The sequence below is a fragment of the Streptomyces sp. NPDC002773 genome (assembly GCF_040295605.1).
Lineage (GTDB): Bacteria > Actinomycetota > Actinomycetes > Streptomycetales > Streptomycetaceae > Streptomyces.
This window is the reverse complement of record NZ_JBEOVO010000007.1, coordinates 75,960-94,214: the sequence shown is the minus strand read 5'-3', so window position 1 is coordinate 94,214 and position 18,255 is coordinate 75,960. Positions and strand designations below refer to the sequence as shown.

Annotated in this window: 16 protein-coding genes; 9 read left to right on the top strand and 7 right to left on the bottom strand. The window is 74.4% G+C overall.

What is annotated here, in order from left to right; genetic code table 11:
- The first annotated feature begins 44 nt into the window (after positions 1–44).
- Positions 45–2,156, top strand: coding sequence for a SpoIIE family protein phosphatase (locus tag ABT034_RS11920; protein WP_502972886.1), 2,112 nt, complete (start codon positions 45–47; stop codon positions 2,154–2,156).
- A 99-nt stretch (positions 2,157–2,255) separates the two neighbouring features.
- Positions 2,256–3,647: a wax ester/triacylglycerol synthase family O-acyltransferase gene (locus ABT034_RS11915; RefSeq protein WP_351213923.1), complete on the top strand. Its 1,392-nt coding sequence runs from the start codon at positions 2,256–2,258 to the stop codon at positions 3,645–3,647.
- Positions 3,648–3,670: 23 nt separating this feature from the next.
- Here the strand turns inward: ABT034_RS11915 and ABT034_RS11910 are convergent, their stop codons facing one another.
- The 3 genes from ABT034_RS11910 to ABT034_RS11900 all read right to left on the bottom strand — a co-directional run bounded on the left by ABT034_RS11910 (position 3,671) and on the right by ABT034_RS11900 (position 7,564).
- On the bottom strand, positions 3,671–5,386 hold the full coding sequence (locus ABT034_RS11910) for an alpha/beta hydrolase (RefSeq protein ID WP_351213921.1): 1,716 nt from the start codon (positions 5,384–5,386) through the stop codon (positions 3,671–3,673).
- 82 nt (positions 5,387–5,468) lie between these two features.
- Positions 5,469–6,806 (bottom strand): sensor histidine kinase, encoded by a 1,338-nt coding sequence (locus ABT034_RS11905; protein WP_351213919.1) that lies wholly within the window; start codon positions 6,804–6,806, stop codon positions 5,469–5,471.
- Positions 6,807–6,892: 86 nt separating this feature from the next.
- Positions 6,893–7,564, bottom strand: a complete 672-nt coding sequence (locus ABT034_RS11900; protein ID WP_351213917.1) for a response regulator transcription factor — start codon at positions 7,562–7,564, stop codon at positions 6,893–6,895.
- Between the two features lie 285 nt (positions 7,565–7,849).
- On the opposite strand from ABT034_RS11900, the gene ABT034_RS11895 reads away from it, so the two are divergent.
- From ABT034_RS11895 to ABT034_RS11875, 5 genes are all read left to right on the top strand, one after another.
- On the top strand, positions 7,850–8,722 hold the full coding sequence (locus ABT034_RS11895) for an Fpg/Nei family DNA glycosylase (protein ID WP_351213915.1): 873 nt from the start codon (positions 7,850–7,852) through the stop codon (positions 8,720–8,722).
- 20 nt (positions 8,723–8,742) lie between these two features.
- Positions 8,743–9,522, top strand: coding sequence for a LytR/AlgR family response regulator transcription factor (locus tag ABT034_RS11890; RefSeq protein WP_351213913.1), 780 nt, complete (start codon positions 8,743–8,745; stop codon positions 9,520–9,522).
- A gap of 111 nt (positions 9,523–9,633) precedes the next feature.
- A complete protein-coding gene (locus tag ABT034_RS11885; RefSeq protein WP_351213911.1) occupies positions 9,634–10,047 on the top strand; it encodes a DUF485 domain-containing protein in 414 nt (137 codons plus the stop codon).
- A 37-nt stretch (positions 10,048–10,084) separates the two neighbouring features.
- Positions 10,085–11,818, top strand: a complete 1,734-nt coding sequence (locus ABT034_RS11880) for a sodium/solute symporter (RefSeq protein WP_351213909.1) — start codon at positions 10,085–10,087, stop codon at positions 11,816–11,818.
- A gap of 101 nt (positions 11,819–11,919) precedes the next feature.
- Complete coding sequence (locus ABT034_RS11875; protein WP_351213907.1) at positions 11,920–13,131, top strand: histidine kinase; 1,212 nt, start codon at positions 11,920–11,922, stop codon at positions 13,129–13,131.
- A gap of 15 nt (positions 13,132–13,146) precedes the next feature.
- Here ABT034_RS11875 and ABT034_RS11870 read toward each other — a convergent pair whose 3' ends face one another.
- The 3 genes from ABT034_RS11870 to ABT034_RS11860 form a co-directional block, all read right to left on the bottom strand.
- Positions 13,147–13,653, bottom strand: a complete 507-nt coding sequence (locus ABT034_RS11870) for a hypothetical protein (protein ID WP_351213905.1) — start codon at positions 13,651–13,653, stop codon at positions 13,147–13,149.
- Between the two features lie 245 nt (positions 13,654–13,898).
- Positions 13,899–14,321, bottom strand: a complete 423-nt coding sequence (locus ABT034_RS11865; protein ID WP_351213903.1) for a PaaI family thioesterase — start codon at positions 14,319–14,321, stop codon at positions 13,899–13,901.
- A 4-nt stretch (positions 14,322–14,325) separates the two neighbouring features.
- Complete coding sequence (locus tag ABT034_RS11860) at positions 14,326–14,886, bottom strand: sigma-70 family RNA polymerase sigma factor (protein WP_351213901.1); 561 nt, start codon at positions 14,884–14,886, stop codon at positions 14,326–14,328.
- Positions 14,887–15,156: 270 nt separating this feature from the next.
- Here ABT034_RS11860 and ABT034_RS11855 point away from each other — a divergent pair, with 270 nt between their 5' ends.
- Together ABT034_RS11855 and ABT034_RS11850 are read left to right on the top strand one after the other, a co-directional pair.
- Positions 15,157–16,374 (top strand): CapA family protein, encoded by a 1,218-nt coding sequence (locus ABT034_RS11855; protein WP_351213899.1) that lies wholly within the window; start codon positions 15,157–15,159, stop codon positions 16,372–16,374.
- Positions 16,375–16,480: 106 nt separating this feature from the next.
- On the top strand, positions 16,481–17,368 hold the full coding sequence (locus ABT034_RS11850) for a polysaccharide deacetylase family protein (RefSeq protein WP_502972885.1): 888 nt from the start codon (positions 16,481–16,483) through the stop codon (positions 17,366–17,368).
- Between the two features lie 63 nt (positions 17,369–17,431).
- Here ABT034_RS11850 and ABT034_RS11845 read toward each other — a convergent pair whose 3' ends face one another.
- Positions 17,432–18,094, bottom strand: coding sequence for a class F sortase (locus ABT034_RS11845; protein ID WP_351213895.1), 663 nt, complete (start codon positions 18,092–18,094; stop codon positions 17,432–17,434).
- Between the last annotated feature and the right edge of the window lie 161 nt (positions 18,095–18,255).

Below are 18,255 nucleotides of genomic sequence, written 5' to 3'. Positions count from 1 at the left end.
ATCTTCGTGGTGCGCACGGGCGGGGCTGCGCCTAGCGTGGCCCCATGAACGCGGTCAGCGGGGGCGGGGAGGCGGTCGAGCGGCACCGCCGTGCGGAGGAGGGGCGGACCGCCGGGGATACCGCCGGGGTCACCGCCGGGGCCGACATCCTGGCCGCCTACGGCTCGTCCTTCCGGATGGGCGGCTTCGACTGGGACCTCGTCGCCGGCACGATGATCATGGACCAGGCGGCCCTCGACGTCTTCGACATGGACCGCGCCGACTACGACGACCGCCCCGAGACGCTCGGCTCACGGGTCCTGCCGGACGAGGGCCGCCGACTCGACACCCTGGTCGCCCAGGCGCTCAAGGACGGCAGCGAGCAGTACGGCGCGTACTTCCGCATCCGCCGCCGCGACGGCAGCCACCAGTGGACCCACACCCAGGGCCTCGTCCACCGCGACGACACCGGCCGTCCCGTGCGCATCGTCGGCGTCCTCCGCGACGCCACCCACGAACTCACCGAGTCCGCCGCCCGGCTCGGCCTCGACGAGGGACGGCGCAGACGCGCGGGCGTCGTGGAGGGCACCACCGCGGCCCTCGCCTACGCGCGGACCGTGCAGGACGTCATCGACCTGCTCAACGACTCCCACGCGCTCGAACACTTCGGCGCCGCGAGTCTCGTCATGGGCCTCCTCGAAGCCGGCCGCATCCATCTCGTCGCCGAAGGACCCGACGGCGCCTTCGTGCCGGGCACCCGCTTCACCCGGGTGGACGAGCCGTACCCGATGAGCGAGGTGATCCGCACCCTGCGCCCCCGGTTCATCGACTCGGCAGGGGACTTCGCCCGCTCCTTCCCGGTGCTCTGGCCCCACATCAGCGGACTCGGCATCACCGCCGCCGCCTATCTGCCGCTCATCGCCCAGGCCCGGCCCATCGGCGCGCTCGGGCTGCTCTACAGCGACAAGACCGGCTTCAGCGAGGACGAGCGGACCCTGCTCGTCGCCCTCGGCAGCAGCATCGCCCAGAGCCTCCAGCGGGCCATGCTCTACGAGCAGGAGCACGACCTCGCCGAGGGCCTCCAGCAGGCGATGCTGCCGCGTCGCATCCCCGAGGTGCCGGGCGCCCAGACCGCGGTCCGCTACCGCTCGGCCCGTCTCGGCCGGGACATCGGCGGCGACTGGTACGACATCATCCCGCTGCCCGGCGGGCGGGTCGGCGCCGTCATCGGCGACGTACAGGGACACGACACCCACGCGGCGGCCGTCATGGGCCAGCTGCGGATCGTGCTGCGCGCGTACGCCGCCGAGGGACACACCCCGGCGACGGTGATGGCCCGCGCCTCCGTCTTCCTGCACGAGCTGGACACCGAGCGCTTCGCGACCTGCACGTACGCGGAGGTCGACCTCCGCACCGGGGTCGTCCAGGTGGTCCGGGCCGGCCATGTCGACCCGCTGCTCAGGGAGATCGACGGCAGCAGCCGCAGGCTTCCGGTGGAGGGCGGGCTGCCGCTCGGCCTGTCCGCGGAGTTCGGCCGGCTCGACTATCCGGTGACCACCCTGGAACTGGACCCCGGGCAGACCCTGATGCTCTACACCGACGGCCTGGTCGAGAAGCCGGGCGCCGACCTCGACGAGGGCCTCCAGTGGCTCTCCTCCCTCGTCCGGCGCGGACCCGCCGACCTCCAGGAGCTCGCCGACCACCTGTGCGAGGTGGTCGCCGACCGGGGCGGCGAGGACGACGTCGCGATCCTGCTGCTCCGCCGCCACGGCGCGGCCTCCGCCCAGGGAGCCGGCCGGTTCCGGCAGCACGTGGCCCAGAACGACCCGGAGGCGCTGAGCTCGGCCCGGCACATGATCAGGGCCGCCGTACGGGCCTGGGGGGCGGGGGAGCGCGCGGACGAGATCGAGCTGGTCGCCGACGAGCTGATGACCAACGCGCTGATGCACACCGACGGCGGGGCGATCGTCACCCTGCGGGTCCTCGGCGGGCCCGGGCGACGGCTCCGGGTGGAGGTGGAGGACCGTTCGAGCGCCCTTCCCCGGCGCCGCGAGGCGGGGGAGGCGGGTGTGTCCGGGCGCGGACTCTTCCTGGTCGACCAGCTCTCCGACGTCTGGGGAGTGGAGTCGCGGGGCGGCGGCAAGTGCGTGTGGTGCGAGTTCACCTTGCAGGACTGAGACTGTTAACCGAGCGTGAACTGATCGTACTTGACCGTAACTGTCGGTACGCGATTGACTTCGCTCTCCCGCCTCTCCGCGCAGGACATGAGGACACCCGTGAGCAGCGAGCTACTGGCACCGCTTGACCTGGCCTTCTGGCATCTGGAATCCACCGCCCACCCCCTGCACCTCGGGGCCCTCGCCCACTTCGGCCCCGTGCCCCCGGAAGCCGGCCGCACCGCCCCCGGGCCCTCGGACGGGAGCCCCGGCCGCGAGTCCCTGGACGTCCTGGACCTCCTCGCCCGCCGCGCCGCCGCGATCCCCCGGCTCCGCATGCGCGTCCGCGACGTCCTGATCCCCGTCGGCGGCGCCGCCTGGAGCGCCGACCCCGACTTCGACGTCCGCCACCACGTCCACGAGCTCACCGTCCCCGGCACCGACTTCCCCGCCGAGACCGCCCGGCTCGCCGCCGAACTCATGGAACGCCCCGTCGCCCGCGGCCTGCCGCCCTGGGAGATGTACCTGCTCAGCGGCGCCCCCGACGGCTCCTTCGCCGTCCTCGTCAAACTCCACCACGCGCTCGCCGACGGCATGCGGGCCGTCGCCATCGGCGCCGGGATCTTCGACGAGATCGCCGCGGGCGGCCGCCCCGCGCGCCGCCCCCGCCCCGTACCGCCGCGCTCCTGGCTCCCCGGCCCCGGGCGGCTCCTCGGCCTGGCCAGGGACCGGCTCGGCGACCTCGGCCGGGCCGTCGAGGTCGGAGCCTCGGTCGTCGGCTCCTCCGTCGTCAGGGCCGGCCTCCTCGACGGCCGCCCCACGGCCGCGCTCGCCGCCGAGTCCAGCGGGACCCGTCGCGTCGCCACCGTGACGCTGCCTCTCGACCGCGTCCACCGGGTCCGCCGCGGTACGGGCGGCACCGCCAACGACGTCCTCCTCGCCGTCGTCGCCGGAGCCCTCCGCCGCTGGTTCGACGGACGCGACCTGCCCCTCCCCGAAACCGACCCCCGGGCCCTCGTCCCCGTCTCCCGGCGCCGCCCCGGAGCCCCGCCCGGACCCGGAAACAGTCTCTCCGGCTACCTCGTCGACCTGCCCGTCACCGAAGCCGACCCGGCCGCCCGACTCGCCGCCGTCCGCCGCGCCATGGACCGCAACAAGGCCGCCGGCCCCTTCCGGGGCGCAGGCGCCGTCGCCCTCCTCGCCGACCAGCTGCACCCGCTCGCCCACCGCTTCGGCGCCCCCCTCGCCTCAGGCGCCGCCCGGCTCCTCTTCGACGTCCTGGTCACCCAGGTGCCGCTGCCCCGCTCGGCGCTCTCGCTCGGCGGCGCCCCGCTGCGGGCCCTCTTCCCCATGGCCCCGCTCGCCCGCGGCCAGTCCCTCGCCGTCGCCATGTCCCCGTACGGCGGCCAGGTCCACGTCGGCCTCGTCGCCGACGGCGAGGCCGTCCCCGACCTCGACGCGCTCGCCGCCGCGCTCACGGCCGAACTCGACCTCCTGGACCCGCCGGTCTAGACGCCTGCCGTCACGCGCCCCCGTCACGCCGTGCAGGTGGTGCCCGGACGGACCTTCGTGAGGGCGATCAGGTACTCCTCGACCTTCTCGTCGACGCAGGCGCTGCGGCCGTAGCCGGTGTGGCCGGGGGAGTCGAAGGACAGCAGCATGCCGCCGGGGAACTGACGCGCCAGACCGACCGCCTCCCCGTACGGGGTCGCCGGGTCGCCCGCCGTGCCCACGACGAGGACCGGCGGGACACCCGGGGCGTCCACCCGGTGCGGACGCCCGCGACCGGCGGGCCAGTCCCGGCAGACCAGCTCGTTCGTCACACCGGCCGTGCCGTAGGCGCCCGCGGCCTTCTCGGCGGGGGCCAGCGCGTCCCAGTAGGCCTGCGGGTCACGCGGATGGGGGACGTCGAGGCAGTTGACCGCGATGAGGGCCGCGTCGCGGTTGTCCTCGGGCACGGTGCTCGCGGACCCGGTCTCTGCGGTGCCCGTGCCGGCGTCGACGGGTTCATCGGACGTCTCCGTTTCGGCGTCGGCGTCGGTGTCCGGGGGCTCCTCGCCTGAGGCCAGGGCGGCCAGCTTCGTCGCGTCCCCCTCGTCTGCCGCGCGCAGGGCCTCGGACAGGCCCTTCCACTGGTCCTCCGGCGTGTACATGGACAGACTCAGCGCGGCGACCAGTCCCGCCGCGTCCAGGCCGTACGCCGAGTCGTCGACCGGCAGCGGTTCGCGCCGCGTCCGTTCGAGGAGGCGGTCGATCAGCGCGCGTATCTCCTCGGGCGTCGCACCCGGGCAGCCGTCGCCGATCGCGTCGGCGCAGGAGTCGGCGTACTCCTCCACCGCTTTGCGGAACCCGGTGGACTGGCCGAGCATGCGCTGCCGCCAGTCGAGGGACGGGTCGACCGCCCCGTCCAGGACCATCGCCCGTACGCGTCGCGGGAACTGCTCGGCGTACGAGGTGCCCAGGCTCGTACCGTACGACCAGCCGACGTACGTCAGCCGTCGTTCGCCGAGCGCCGCCCGCAGCACGTCCAGGTCCCGGGCCGCGTCGTCCGTTCCGACGTGCGGCAGCAGCGGGCCGCTGGCCTTGCGGCAGTCGGCGGCCGTCGTCCGCGCGTCGGCGAGGGCGGCGACACGCTCGGCCTCCGTCCGGGGGTGGAGTGGTGCGCTCTCGGGCTGCTCGGCGACCGGCCGTTCCGCCGGTTCCACCGGTTTCATCGGATCCTTCGTGAGGCAGGTCAGGGCCGGCTTGCTCTCCCCGACCCCGCGCGGGTCGAAGGACACGACGTCGAACCGCTCGCGCAGGCCCCGGCCCAGGTCGTCGGCGACGCCGTCCTTGATGAGCTGGACTCCGCGCTCGCCGGGACCGCCGGGGTTGAGGACGAGCGAACCGACCCGCTTTCCCGGGGTCGCGGTGACCGTCTTCGCCAGGGGCAGGACGAACGTCTTGCCGTTGCCGGGGCGGGAGTAGTCCATCGGGACGGTGAGCGAGGCGCACCGGTGGTCGCCGCAGGGCCGCCAGGTGAGCTGTTGGCTGTAGAAGCGCCGCAGTTCGGGACGGTCGGCGGGATCGGCGGGGGCGGCCGAGGACCGGGGCCGGTTCCCGTCCGGGCCCGGCCCGTTCGTACAGCCCGCCAGGGAGGCGGCGCCGAGCACGGCGAGAGCGAGGACGAGTGTCTGACGGCGGCGACGGTGGCGGGCGGCGGCGGTGATCACGAGGTACTCCCCTGGATGGTCGGTCCAGGGAAGGATCACGTGCGGATGCTGAGGATTTGCTGAGGCGGGGTGGCGGGGGCCGCTGCGGCCCCTGTTGCAGTGGGCTCCGCCACGGGCCGCCTCACCGGTCCTTCGGCCCCCGCCCCTTCGTGTCCGGTGTCGGCAGCCGCAGGACGAATCTCGCCCCGCCGTGCTCCGAACGACCCGCCGTGAGCGTGCCGCCGTGGGCGTGGGCGACCCAGGACGCGATGGACAGGCCGAGGCCGGTGGAACCGGACCCGCTGCGGAAGCGTTCGAACAGGGCTTCCGCGACCTCCGGCGGGAGGCCCGGCCCCGCGTCCTCGACCGTGAGCGTGCCGTCCCGGGTCACCGTGATCCGTACGTTCGCCGGAACACCCGGAGCATGGCCGTGCGCGAGCGCGTTGCCCAGCAGGTTGCCGACGGCCCGGCGCACCAGATCGGGATCGGCGACGACAACCGTGTCCTCGGCGTGGACCCGGACGCGGTGGCCCGCCGTGGGCCCGGCCCCGTCGGTCGCGTCAGCCACGTCGGCCGCGTCGACGACGTCGGCCTCGTGGACGACGGCCTCCACCAACTGGTCCAGACGCAGCGGCTGGCGCGCCACCGCGGCCGTACCGGACATCAGCCTGGCCCGGGTGAGCAGCCCGTCGACCAGCCGGCCCATGCCCTCCGCCAGGCGCAGGGTGCGCCGGTGCACGTCCGTGCTGTCCGTCTCGCCGCGCAGGGCCGTCTCCGCGAGCGTCCGGAGCGAGGCGGCCGGGGTCCGCAAGTCGTGCGCCGCGTCCGCGAGGAACGCCTCCTGCTGGCCGAGCGCGGTGAGCGCGGGCCGGACCGCCCGCCCCGACAGGACATGTCCGACGGCCGCGGACAGCAGCACGAGCACCGCGCAGCCGCCCGTCACCATCCACACGAGCCGCCGGTGGTCGTCCCGCTGGGCCGTTGCGTCGGCCATGGTCACCAGGACGCCCTGCGGCCCGTCGTCCTCGGCGGCCTCCGGCGGGTAGAACGGCAGCGCGAACACCCGCACCGCCTCACCGGCCGTCGTGCGCCGGTCGAAGCCCCGGGCCTCCTCGGTCCGCGCCACGGTACGCCCTGCCTCCAGGACCACGTCGGGACTCACCGTGAGGCACGGCGCGGCCGGTGCGTGCTGGACGGTCAGGTCGCCGGGCTCGCCAGGGCCGGTGCCGGTCACGAGCAGCACGGTCAGCGGCGGGCAGCCGGTGTTCACCGTGTCCGCCAGGACGTCGGTGGCCAGCCGCCCGTTCTCGTCGGTCTCCAGGAGACCGAGGGCCCAACCGACGTCCACGCCCATCGAGTGGTCGAGCTGCTCCCGCCAGCGCGCGCTGTCGCTGCGTACGGCCAGTACGGCCATCGCGACCAGGCCCACGGCGCTGGTCAGCGCGAACAGCAGACTGATCCGCCTACGCAGCCGCAACACCCGCGCCGTCGGTGTGAGCGAAGGGGAGGACGAGCGCGAGGGCGATGGCGAGGACGAGGGTGAAGGCGTGCGCCTGGCCGCGCTCCTCACCGCGCGCCCTCGGGCGCGAGCCGGTAGCCCACCCCGCGCACGGTGTGGATCAGCGGCGGGTCGCCGAGCTTGCGGCGGAGCTGGGAGACGAGCACCTCCAGGACGTTGGACTGCGGCTCGGCCATCTCGTCCCAGCAGCTCTCGATCAGCTCGGCGCGCGGGACCGCCTGGTCGGAGCGGGCCGCGAGGACCTCGAGGACCGCGAACTCCCTGGTCGTGAGCGTCAGCAGCACCCCGGCCCGGCGGACGAGCCGACGGGCGGTGTCGATCTCCAGATCGCCGGCGCGGTGCACCGGCGGGCGGACGACGGCGGAGCGGCGGCACAGGCTGCGCACCCGGGCGACGAGTTCGGGCACGGCGAACGGCTTGACGAGGTAGTCGTCGCCGCCGCTCGCGAAGCCCTCCACCCGGTCCGCGACGGTGTCGCGGGCGGTCAGGAACAGCACGGGCACGGCTCGGCCGTCGCGGCGCAGCCCCTCGACGTAGGCGGCGGCGTCCCCCGACGGCAGCATCCGGTCGAAGACCGCGCAGTCGTACGCGGTGACGAACAGGGCCTCGTCGGCCTGGGGCAGGTCGGCGGCCTCGTCGACGGCGAGCCCGGCGGCCCGCAGAGCGGCGGCCACCCCGAACCGGAGGTCTTCGTCGTCCTCGACGAGCAGTACGCGCACGTCACCCACCCTAGGGTCTGTCTGACAATTCCCGCCGGGTCCGGGCCGCCCGGCACGCACGCTCGGCGCACGCGCCGAGAACGCCGAGAAATCCGGAGAACCCCGCCCGGACCACGCCGACGCGCTCGGCGCGACCCCGCCGGCCGGACCGCGCCCGCGATGCCCGCCGCGCGACTCCGTCGACCGGCCACCTCCGCCGCGCGACCCCGTCCCCCCTGCGGGGCGACTCCGTCGACCGGCCACCCCCGCCGCGCGACCCCGTCCCCCCTGCGGCAGGCTGGAGCCATGCCCGAACTCCCCGAGGTGGAAGCGCTGCGCGAGTTCCTCGACGCGCACCTGGTGGGCAAGGAGATCGCCCGCGTGCTGCCCGTCGCGATCAGCGTCCTCAAGACGTACGACCCGCCCCTCGGCGCCGTCGAGGGCGCCGAGGTCACCGCCGTCGGACGGCACGGGAAGTTCCTCGACCTCACCACCGAGGGGCCGGCGGGCGAACTCCACCTCCTCTTCCACCTGGCCCGCGCGGGCTGGCTCCGCTGGCAGGACCCGCTGCCCTCGGGGCCGCCCAAGCCCGGCAAGGGCCCACTGGCCCTGCGGACCGCGCTCACCGGCGGCGACGGCTTCGACCTCACCGAGGCCGGCACGACCAAACGCCTCGCCGTCCACCTCGTCCACGACGCCCAGGAGGTGCCGGGCGTCGCACGGCTCGGCCCCGACCCGCTCGCCGACGACTTCGGCCAGGAGGAGTTCGCCGCGCTGCTCGCCGGCGAACGCCGCCAGATCAAGGGCGCCCTGCGTGACCAGAGCCTCATCGCGGGCATCGGCAACGCGTACAGCGACGAGATCCTCCACGCCGCGAAGATGTCCCCCTTCAAGCCCGTCCAGAACCTCGGACCCGAGGAGACGGCCTCCCTGTACACGGCGATGCGGACCACGCTCCACGAGGCCGTCGAACGCTCCCACGGCCTCACCGCCGGCAAGCTCAAGGCCGAGAAGAAGAGCGGTCTGCGCGTCCACGGCCGCACGGGCGAGCCCTGCCCGGTGTGCGGGGACACCATCCGCGAGGTCTCCTTCAGCGACTCCTCCCTCCAGTACTGCCCGACGTGCCAGACCGGCGGCAAGCCGCTCGCCGACCGCCGCCTGTCGAAGTTCCTCAAATAGCGGGAGTTACACTCCGCCGCATGCTGCGCGTACTGGCCGTCGACGACGAGGAACCCGCCCTCGGGGAACTGCTCTACCTGCTGCGCGCCGACCCCCGCGTCCGGAGCGCCGAGGGAGCGGGCGACGCCACCGCTGCCCTCCGCAGGATCGGCCGCGCCCTGGAGACCGGACCCGACGGCGACGACGCCGTCGACGTCGTCTTCCTCGACATCCACATGCCCGGCCTCACCGGGCTCGACGTGGCCCGGCTCCTCGCCGGCTTCGCCCGGCCGCCGCTCGTCGTCTTCGTCACCGCCCATGAGGGTTTCGCGCTCCAGGCCTTCGACCTGAAGGCCGTCGACTACGTCCTCAAGCCCGTCCGCCGCGAGCGGCTCGCCGAGGCCGTCCGCCGGGTGCACGACCTGGTGCACGCCACCGCCACCCCCGCCGGCCCCGTCTCCCAGGCCGCGACCGCCGCACCCGCCGCGCCCGAGCAGATCCCCGTCGAACTGGGCGGGATCACCCGCTTCGTCTCCGTCGACGACATCGCGTACGTCGAGGCGCACGGCGACTACGCCCGCCTCCACACCGACCACGGCAGCCACCTCGTCCGCATCCCGCTCTCCACCCTCGAGGAACGCTGGGCGGCCCGGGGTTTCGTCCGTATCCACCGCAGCCATCTCGTGGCCCTCGCCCGGATCGACGAGCTCCGGCTCGACGGCGGCGCCACCTCCGTGCGGGTCGGCGACACCGACCTGGCGGTCAGCCGCCGGCACGCCCGCGACCTGCGGGACCTGCTGATGCGGCGAGCCGGAGGCTGAGCCTCCGTACCCCTGTCGCGGTCGGAGAGCGCTGCGTAGACTCCACGCGTCCCGGGCCCGCCGCCCGGACGAACTGACGGAAGTCGTCGAGAGAGGCCGGAGGGGACCCTGATGTCCGAGCACCACTCACCCCCGGCCTCCGCCCGGGGGGACCACCCGCGCAGACCCCGCCGCGAGACCGTCACCTACGCTTCCGCCCACGGCTCCGGGGCGGTCCCCGGCCCCGCGAGGCGGCGGCCCGTCCATCCCCCGGCCCGCTCCGAGATCGACGAGCAGACCACCCTCGGCCACACCTACGTCCGCTCCCTGATGCGCAGCCAGCTGCGTACCGCTCTCACCGCCCTCGGGGCCCTGGCCCTGCTCGTCGGCTCGCTGCCGCTGCTGCTCGCGCTGCCCGCGCCCGAGGCCTTCGTCTGGGTCGCCCTCGGCGTCGGGGTGTACCCCGTCGTCTGGGGGATCGCCCACTGGTACGTGCGACGCGCCGAACGCAACGAGCGCGACTTCACCGGCCTGGTCGAACGGTGAACACCGTGAGCACTCCGGGAACGGCGCAGCGCTCCGCGTGAACCAGACCTACGCCGTCGCGGCCGTCACCGCCGTCGTCCTCGCCACCGTCCTCATCGGCGCCCTCGGCCTGCGGATCTCCCGCACCACCTCCGACTTCTACGTCGCCTCCCGCACCGTACGGCCGGGCCTCAACGCCGCCGCGATCAGCGGCGAGTACCTCTCCGCCGCCTCCTTCCTCGGCATCGCGGGCCTCGTCCTCGTCCAGGGCCCCGCCATGCTCTGGTACCCCGTCGGCTACACCGCCGGATACCTCGTCCTGCTCGTCCTCGTCGCCGCCCCGCTCCGCCGCTCGGGGGCGTACACCCTGTCCGACTTCGCCGAGGCCCGTCTCGAATCACCCCAGGCACGCCGACTCGCCAGCCTCTTCGTCGTCGGCATCGGCTGGCTCTACCTGCTGCCCCAGCTCCAGGGCGCCGGACTCACCCTGGAGATCCTCACCGGAGCCCCCGACTGGGTCGGCGGGCTGCTCGTCGCGCTCGTCGTCACCGGGGCCGTCGCCGCCGGCGGGATGCGCAGCATCACCTTCGTCCAGGCCTTCCAGTACTGGCTGAAGCTCACTGCCCTCCTCGTGCCCGTCCTTTTCCTGCTCGCCGCCTGGTACGGCGACGGGGCACCCAGGGCCCGCTTCGACGCCCCCGCCGTCCTCCGGGACCACACCGTCGTCACGGTCGCCGACACGGTACGCATCGACCTCGACGCCCCGCTCACCCTCACCGTCACCGGCCGCGTCGACTCCGTCCCGTACGAGCGGCGGAGCGTGACCCTCGCCGCCGGCACCCACCACGTCCTCGGCGGCACCACCCTCGCCTTCCCGCCGGGCGCGCCCCTGCCGGAGAGGGTCGCGAGCGGAAGCGACCCCCTCGGCTGGTCGCAGCCGCTGGCCGGCGGACGCGACGGACACCAGCTGTACGCCACGTACGGACTGATCCTCGCGACCTTCCTCGGCACCATGGGCCTTCCGCACGTCGCCGTCCGCTTCTACACCAGCCCCCACGGCCGGGCCGCCCGCCGCACCACCCTCGTCGTGCTCGGTCTCGTCGGAGCCTTCTACCTGCTGCCGCCGCTTTACGGAGCGCTCGGCCGGATCTACGCCCCCGAACTCGCCCTCACCGGCTCCGCCGACGCCGCCCTGCTCGTCCTGCCCGACCGGATCCTCGGCGGTCTCCTCGGCGACCTCCTCGGCGCGCTCCTGGCGGGCGGCGCCTTCGCGGCCTTCCTCTCCACCGCCTCCGGGCTCACCATGTCCGTCGCCGGCGTCCTCACCCAGGACGTACTGCCCTCCCGGGGCGTACGGCACTTCCGCCTCGCGACCCTGCTTGCCACCGCCGTTCCGCTGGCCGTCGGGGTGGTCGCGTCGAAGGTGCCGGTCGCCGACGCCGTCGGCCTCGCCTTCGCCGTCTCCGCCTCCTCATTCTGCCCCCTGCTCGTCCTCGGCATCTGGTGGCGGCGGCTCACCCCGCCCGGTGCCATGGCCGGGCTGCTGCTCGGCGGCGGCTCCGCCCTCGCGGCCGTGATGGCGACCCGCGCCGGACTCGCCCCCGAGGGTTGGCCGCACACCCTGATGGCCTGGCCGGCCGTCTGGTCGGTGCCGCTCGGCTTCCTCAGCATGGTCCTCGTCTCGCTCGCGACACCCCGCCGGGTGCCCCCCGGCACCCCGGCGATCCTGGCGCGGCTCCACCTGCCGGAGGAGTTCACCGGAACCGTCCCCGCCCAGGAGGCCCGCCGATGAGCGCCACCGACCCCGCCCGGAAGGCCCGCCGATGAGCGCGACTGATCCCGCTCGGGAGGCCCCTTGATGAGCGTCCCCGTCCCCGTCCCGAAGGTCTCCCGATGAGCGGCTTCGCCCTCGCCGCCGCGGTCGCCGCCGGAGCCGTACTGCTCGCCGCGGGCTTCGTCCTCGGGCGGTTCACCGCCCGGCGCGGCGGCCGCGCCGCCGATCCCGATCTGGGCACGCCCGTCGAGCGGGCCACCTTCCACACCCTGCACACCGCCTCGCTCGCCGCCCCGCCGCTGCGCGCCGGACTCACCGAGGAGACCGCCCGCAAGGCGGCAGGCACCCTCCGTTCACTGCTCGGCACGGAGGCGCTCTGCCTCACCGACCGCGGCGGCGCCGTCCTCGCCTGGGACGGCCCGGGCGAGGACCACCACCGCGCCCACGTCCCGGAACAGGCCGCCGAGACCCTTGAGTCCGGCCGCAGCCGGTCCGCGCACACCGGCTGCGCCGACCCCGCCTGCCCCCTGCGCTGGGCGGTGATCGCCCCGCTCGCCGGGGAGGACGGGGTGCTCGGCACGCTCGTCGCCTACGGCTCGCGGGAGTCGGCCGTCCTGGTGCGGGCCGCGACCGAGGTGGCCCGCTGGGCCTCCGTCCAGCTGGAGCTGGCCGAACTCGACCGGTCACGGACCCGGATCGTGGAGGCCGAGATCCGCGCGCTGCGCGCCCAGATCTCCCCGCACTTCATCTTCAACTCCCTCGCGGCCATCGCCTCGTTCGTCCGCACCGACCCGGAGCGGGCCAGGGAACTCCTCCTGGAGTTCGCCGAATTCACCCGCTACTCCTTCCGCAAGCACGGCGAGTTCGCCCAGCTGGCCGACGAACTGCGGTCCATCGAGCAGTACTTGGCCCTCGCCGGGGCGCGCTTCGGGAACCGGCTCAAGGTGACGCTGCAGATCGCCCCCGAGGTGCTGCCGGTGACCCTGCCCTTCCTCTGCCTCCAGCCCCTGGTCGAGAACGCGGTGAAACACGGGCTCCAGGACCGGGAGCGGGGCTGCCGGGTCACCATCGCCGCCCGGGACGCGGGTGCGGAAGCCGTGGTGACCGTCGAGGACGACGGCATCGGCATGGACCCGGAGCTGCTCCGCGCGGTCCTGCGCGGAGAGCACCCGGCCGGCTCCGGCATCGGTCTCTCGAACGTGGACGAGCGGCTGCGCCAGGTGTACGGGACGGAGTACGGGCTCGTCATCGAGACCGGTGTCGGTGCGGGGATGAAGGTGACGGTACACATCCCCAAGTACCGTCCGGGAGTGCACCGTTCGGCGCACTGACCGGTCCCGCCCCGATCAGTGCAGGTGCAGTGAGAGGTGGGCCAGCGGCAGGCCGAGCTTCCAGGCGGGCAGCCAGATCTGCGCGTCCTCGTCGACCGGGGACTCCTGGGGGTCGCCGCCGGTCCGGCCGTCGAGGTCGGCGGCGCGCACCCAGGTGTCCCGCAGCCGCCGCCAGGCGGACTCCGCGAGCTCCAGGTCGGGGCCGTCGCCGCCGCCTGCGCGGCGCGCGGCGAGCCGCTCCTCGACCCAGGGCGGCCACGGCCGGTCGTACGCCGTGCGGCGCAGCCATTCGTCGATCCGGCCGGCGCCCCACGCGCCCGCGGGCCCGTCCGGCTCCTCCGAGAGGTGGACGGTGAGGGCGAGCGCCTGGAGGCCCGCCCGGTACTCCAGTGAGCCTGGGGCCACGAGTGCGGCGGCCCGCAGCACCTCGTCGGCCAGGTACTCGGCGCACAGCCAGGCCATCGGGACGGCGAGGCCGCCGCCACTCGTGCCGCCGGTGCCGTTCGTGCTCTCGGGCAGCAACGCTCCCACCTTCTCCCGGACATGGGGGACCCGGATGTACGGGGCCCGGGGAGAGCTTCCTCCGCGAAGGGCGCCCGCGGGTCCCGCTTTGCTCAACTCGCCCGTGTGGTTTCGGATACGTTTTCCGGCCGGATCGGTACCGGTGGGATTTCCGATGCCTCGGGAGGCGTACGGGACGGGGGAGGTGTCGCGGGGCGGGGTGGGGGAGCTGTGGGTGGCGGCCGACGGCCGGGCGCCGGGGCGGCTCAGCCGAGGAGCGCGTACACCGCGGTCGCGTGGGCCGCGGTCTCCTCCGTGCCCTCGGCCGTCATGACGATGTCGGCGAAGGCCATCCGCTTCCCCGCCTTGGTGAGCCGGGCCCGCACCAGGACGTCGGAGCCGGTGACCGCCCGCTGGAAGCTGATGGACTGCTGGACGGTGGTCATCGGCACGAAGCCGCCCCGGGCCGCGGCGACCGCGATCACCGTCGCCGTGTCGGCCGCGGCCATCAGGGCCTGGCCGGAGAGGCCGCCGCCCTCCCGGGCGAGCCGGTCCGACCACGGGAGCCGGAGGACGGCCACGTCGGTGCCGTGGGAAGCCACGGATTCGACGGTGAGTCCCAGATCGAGCACCCAGGGGGCGAAGTGGTCGGCGAGGATCTGTTCGGCGGCGGCGAGTGTCAGCGTCACGGCGTCATTGTGGGGCCCCGGTGCGGGGCCGGGCAACGGCCGTGCGGTGGTGGGGCCGGTAGCCGGGCAGGGACCGGCCGAGCTGCCGCAGTGCGTAGTGGGAGCGGGACTTGACGGTCCCGGCGGGGATGCCGAGGTCCACGGCGGCCTCGTTGACGGTGAGTCCGTGGAAGTAGAGCCGGACGAGGACGGCGCGGTGCTCGGGGCTCAGTCCGCGGACGGCCGCCCGTACGTCGAGCGCGGCCTCGGCCGACGCGGTGGCGTCGGCGGGGTCCGGTGTCACCGCGAGGACGCCGTCGCCGATCTCGGCGGGCCGGGCGAGACGTGAGCGCCGGGCGTCGATGGCGAGGCGGCGGGCCACGGTGAAGAGCCAGGGGCGCATCGACTCGTAGGGGCCGTCGAAGGCCTCGGGGTGGAGCCAGGCCCGTACCAGGGTCTCCTGGGCGAGGTCCTCGGCCCGCTGGCGGTCCCCGTAGGTGAGGCCGAGCAGGAAGGAGAGCAGCGCGGGTCCGTGGTCCCGCTGGAGCTCCTCAAGGGTTCGTTCGTCGGTGGTCGCCGTCGTCATGCTGCCCGCCTCTCCCGCGGCTCGTCGTCCGGGGCGTATACGAACGCATCCGGGCGGCGAGGGACAGGGAACGGACACCGGTGTGCGACGAACGGTCGCACCGAGCGGTGAATGGCACGGCGAACGGTCGGACGGCGATCGACCAGAGGCGCTGCGTCCGTTTCAGCGGGGTTCCTGCCCTGATGCGGCCTTGACCCTTGACTGCGGCTTTCCCGCGAGATCAATTCGTCAGAACAGCTGTTCATCACACGAATTGGGTGGAGTGCCGTCATGACCTCACGCACCAGACCCGCGGGGGTGGCGGCGCTCGCCGCCGCCCTGCTCGCGGCGGCGACCGGCTGCACCGACGGGAGCGGCCCGGCCGACGGCGCCGCCACCCCCGGGGCGACGGCCGGACGACCGGGGAACGTACGGCCCGCCGTCCCCTCCGCCGCACCAGGCGGCGCCTCCGCACCTGCCGGATTCACCCTCGTCGCCTCCGGTGACGTCCTCCCGCACGCCTCGATCATCCGCCGCGCCGCCCAGGACGCGGGCGGCGCCGGCTACGACTTCGCGCCCATGCTCTCCGGCGTGAAGTCCGTCGTCGCCAAGGCCGACCTCGCCATCTGCCACATGGAGACGGTGTACGGGAAGGACGGCGGCCCCTACACCGGCTACCCCGCCTTCAAGTCGCCGCCCGAGGTCGCCACCGCGCTCGCGGCCACCGGGTACGACTCCTGCTCCACCGCCTCCAACCACACCCTCGACGACGGCGCGGCGGGCCTCGGCCGTACCCTCGACGCCCTCGACAAGGCGGGCGTCCGGCACGCCGGATCGGCCCGTACCGCCGAGGAGGCGGCCCGGCCCACCCTCCTGAAGGCGGGCGGTGCCACCGTCGCCCAGCTGGCCTACACCTACGACACCAACGGCTACCCCCTGCCCGAGGGGCAGCCCTGGGCGGTCAACCTGCTCGACGAGCGGAAGGTGATCGCCGACGCCCGCGCCGCCCGCGCGGCCGGCGCCGACGTGGTCGTGGTCAGCGTCCACTGGGGCACCGAGTGGCAGACCGAACCCGACCAGCGGCAGCTCACCCTCGGCCGGGCGCTCACCGCCTCCCGGACCGGCGGCCGCCCCGACATCGATCTTGTGATCGGCACACACGCACACGTCCCACAGGCGTACGAGAAGGTCAACGGCACCTGGGTCGTCTACGGGATGGGCGACCAGATCGCCGGGGACATGATCAACCACCAGGGTGCCTACGACCCCCGGGGCAACCAGGGCAGCATCGGCCGCTTCACCTTCGCCCCGCCCAGGACCCCCGGCGGACGCTGGGAGGTCACCAGGGCCGAGTTCGTCCCGCAGTGGTTCGACACCGGGCGCGGCCGGGTGGTCAACCTCGGCGCCGCCGACGGCTCCGACCCGCACCGCACCGGCATCCGCGACACGATCCGGCAGGTGGTGCTGAGCCGCGGCGCCGAGCAGGACGGCCTGGTGATGGGGAAGTAGCCCGTACGGCCCTGGGCCCGCGCGACGATCGGCTCATCGGGTGTTTTCGGGCGGGCGGCCGGTGTCGATGAACGGCGCGGACCCTCATCCGTACGAACCATTAGTCATGAAAAAGGATCAGATGCCCAATGGGCGGCGTGCGGTGCTCCGGCTCGCCGCCGCCCTCGGGGCCACCGCCACCGCCGGGGTCCTCGCGGTGGACCGGCTCGCCGCACCCGAGCGGACCACCCGCGCCGCACCCCCGGCCCTGCCCGGAGGCCCGCCGGGGCGAGGAGGCACCGGAGCGGGCCCCGCCGCCGGACCCCAGGCCCAGGCCGCCCGGCTGCGTCCCAGCGCGTACCGGCTCCAGCCGATGACCGCGTATGCGCCCCCGTCCTTCCGGCGCGCGGTGCCGCCGGTGCGGCAGCGGCCCTTCCTCAGCATGTCCGGGGTGGGCCGCTCGATGGTCCTGAGCTTCGACGACGGCCCGGACCCCCGCTACACCCCCGGCATCCTGCGGACCCTGCGCAGGTACGACTGCCGGGCGATGTTCTTCGTCTGCGGCGAGATGGCCGTCGAGAACCCCGACCTGCTGCGGGAGATGGCCGAGGACGGGCACGTCATCGGCAACCACTCCTGGTCCCACCCCCTCATCCCCAAACTGCGGCCCTCCCGCATCCGCGACGAGCTCGGCTCCACGAGCGAGGTCGTCGAACGGACCCTCGGCACGGCCCCGCTCTGGTACCGCGCCCCCTACGGGGCCTGGAACCGGCACTCCTTCGAGATCGGCGCCGAGCTCGGCATGGAGCCGCTCGCCTGGACCGTCGACACCCTGGACTGGAAGGAACCCGGCACCGACACCATCGTCCGCCGGGTCCTCGACGGCGCCGCCCCCGGCGCGATCGTCCTCTCCCACGACGCCGGCGGCGACCGCGCCCAGAGCGTGGCCGCGCTCCGCCGCTATCTGCCCGAACTCCTCGACGCCGGCTACCACATCACCGTGCCCCGGCGCTGACCGGCACGGCACGGGGAAGGGCCCCGGCACCCCAGGGTGCCGGGGCCCTTCCCCGTGGGCCCGCTAGCGGGAGCCGACCATACGGGCGTACACCACGACGTTCCCGTCGTAGCCACGCGCGCGCGTGTAGCCGCCGCCGCAGGTGATGACCCGCAGTTCGGGCTCGCCGGTGTCGGAGTAGACCTGCACACCCGGGAAGTCGTCCTTCGCGTACACCTCGACGCCGTAGATCTCGAAGACCGCCACCCGGCCGTCGTACCGCTCGACCTCGATGTGCTGGCCCTTCTCCAGCGACCCCAGGCCGTAGAAGACCGCGGGGCCCTGCGCGTTGTCGACGTGGCCGACGACCACCGCGGTGCCGCGCTGGCCGGGGGAGATGCCGTTCTGGTACCAGCCGGCGAGGTTGGCGTCCTCGGGCGGCGGGGCCGCCACCCAGCCGTTCGGCTCCAGGCCCACGTCCATGATGGGGGCCGCCACCCGGATCGCCGGGATCTTGATCCGGGAGGCCGGGGCGAAGGTCAGCGGCTCGAGTCCGTCGCTCGCCCCGGGCGGCGGCGGCACGACGGGACGAGCCACCGGCCGCGCCGCGGCGGCGGGTTGCGGAGGTCCGAGCTCGACGTCCACCCCGTTGCGCATCATCGCGATCCCGGACAGCATGGCGAGGGCCAGGACGCCCCAGGGTTGGCGTCTCCTGCGCTCGAAGACGCGGAAGTCCTTCGGGGGCATGGTTCTCCCTTCGTGGCGTCGTCGAAACGGTAAGGGCGGCCGGCCGAGCCGTCGCGCCGGACGGTGCGAACGGGTGGGGGCCGCCGCCGGACGGGTGCCGGAGCGGGGCGGACCGGGCGCCCCGGACCCCTCGGGCGGAGGGCGCGACGGAGCGCACCCCC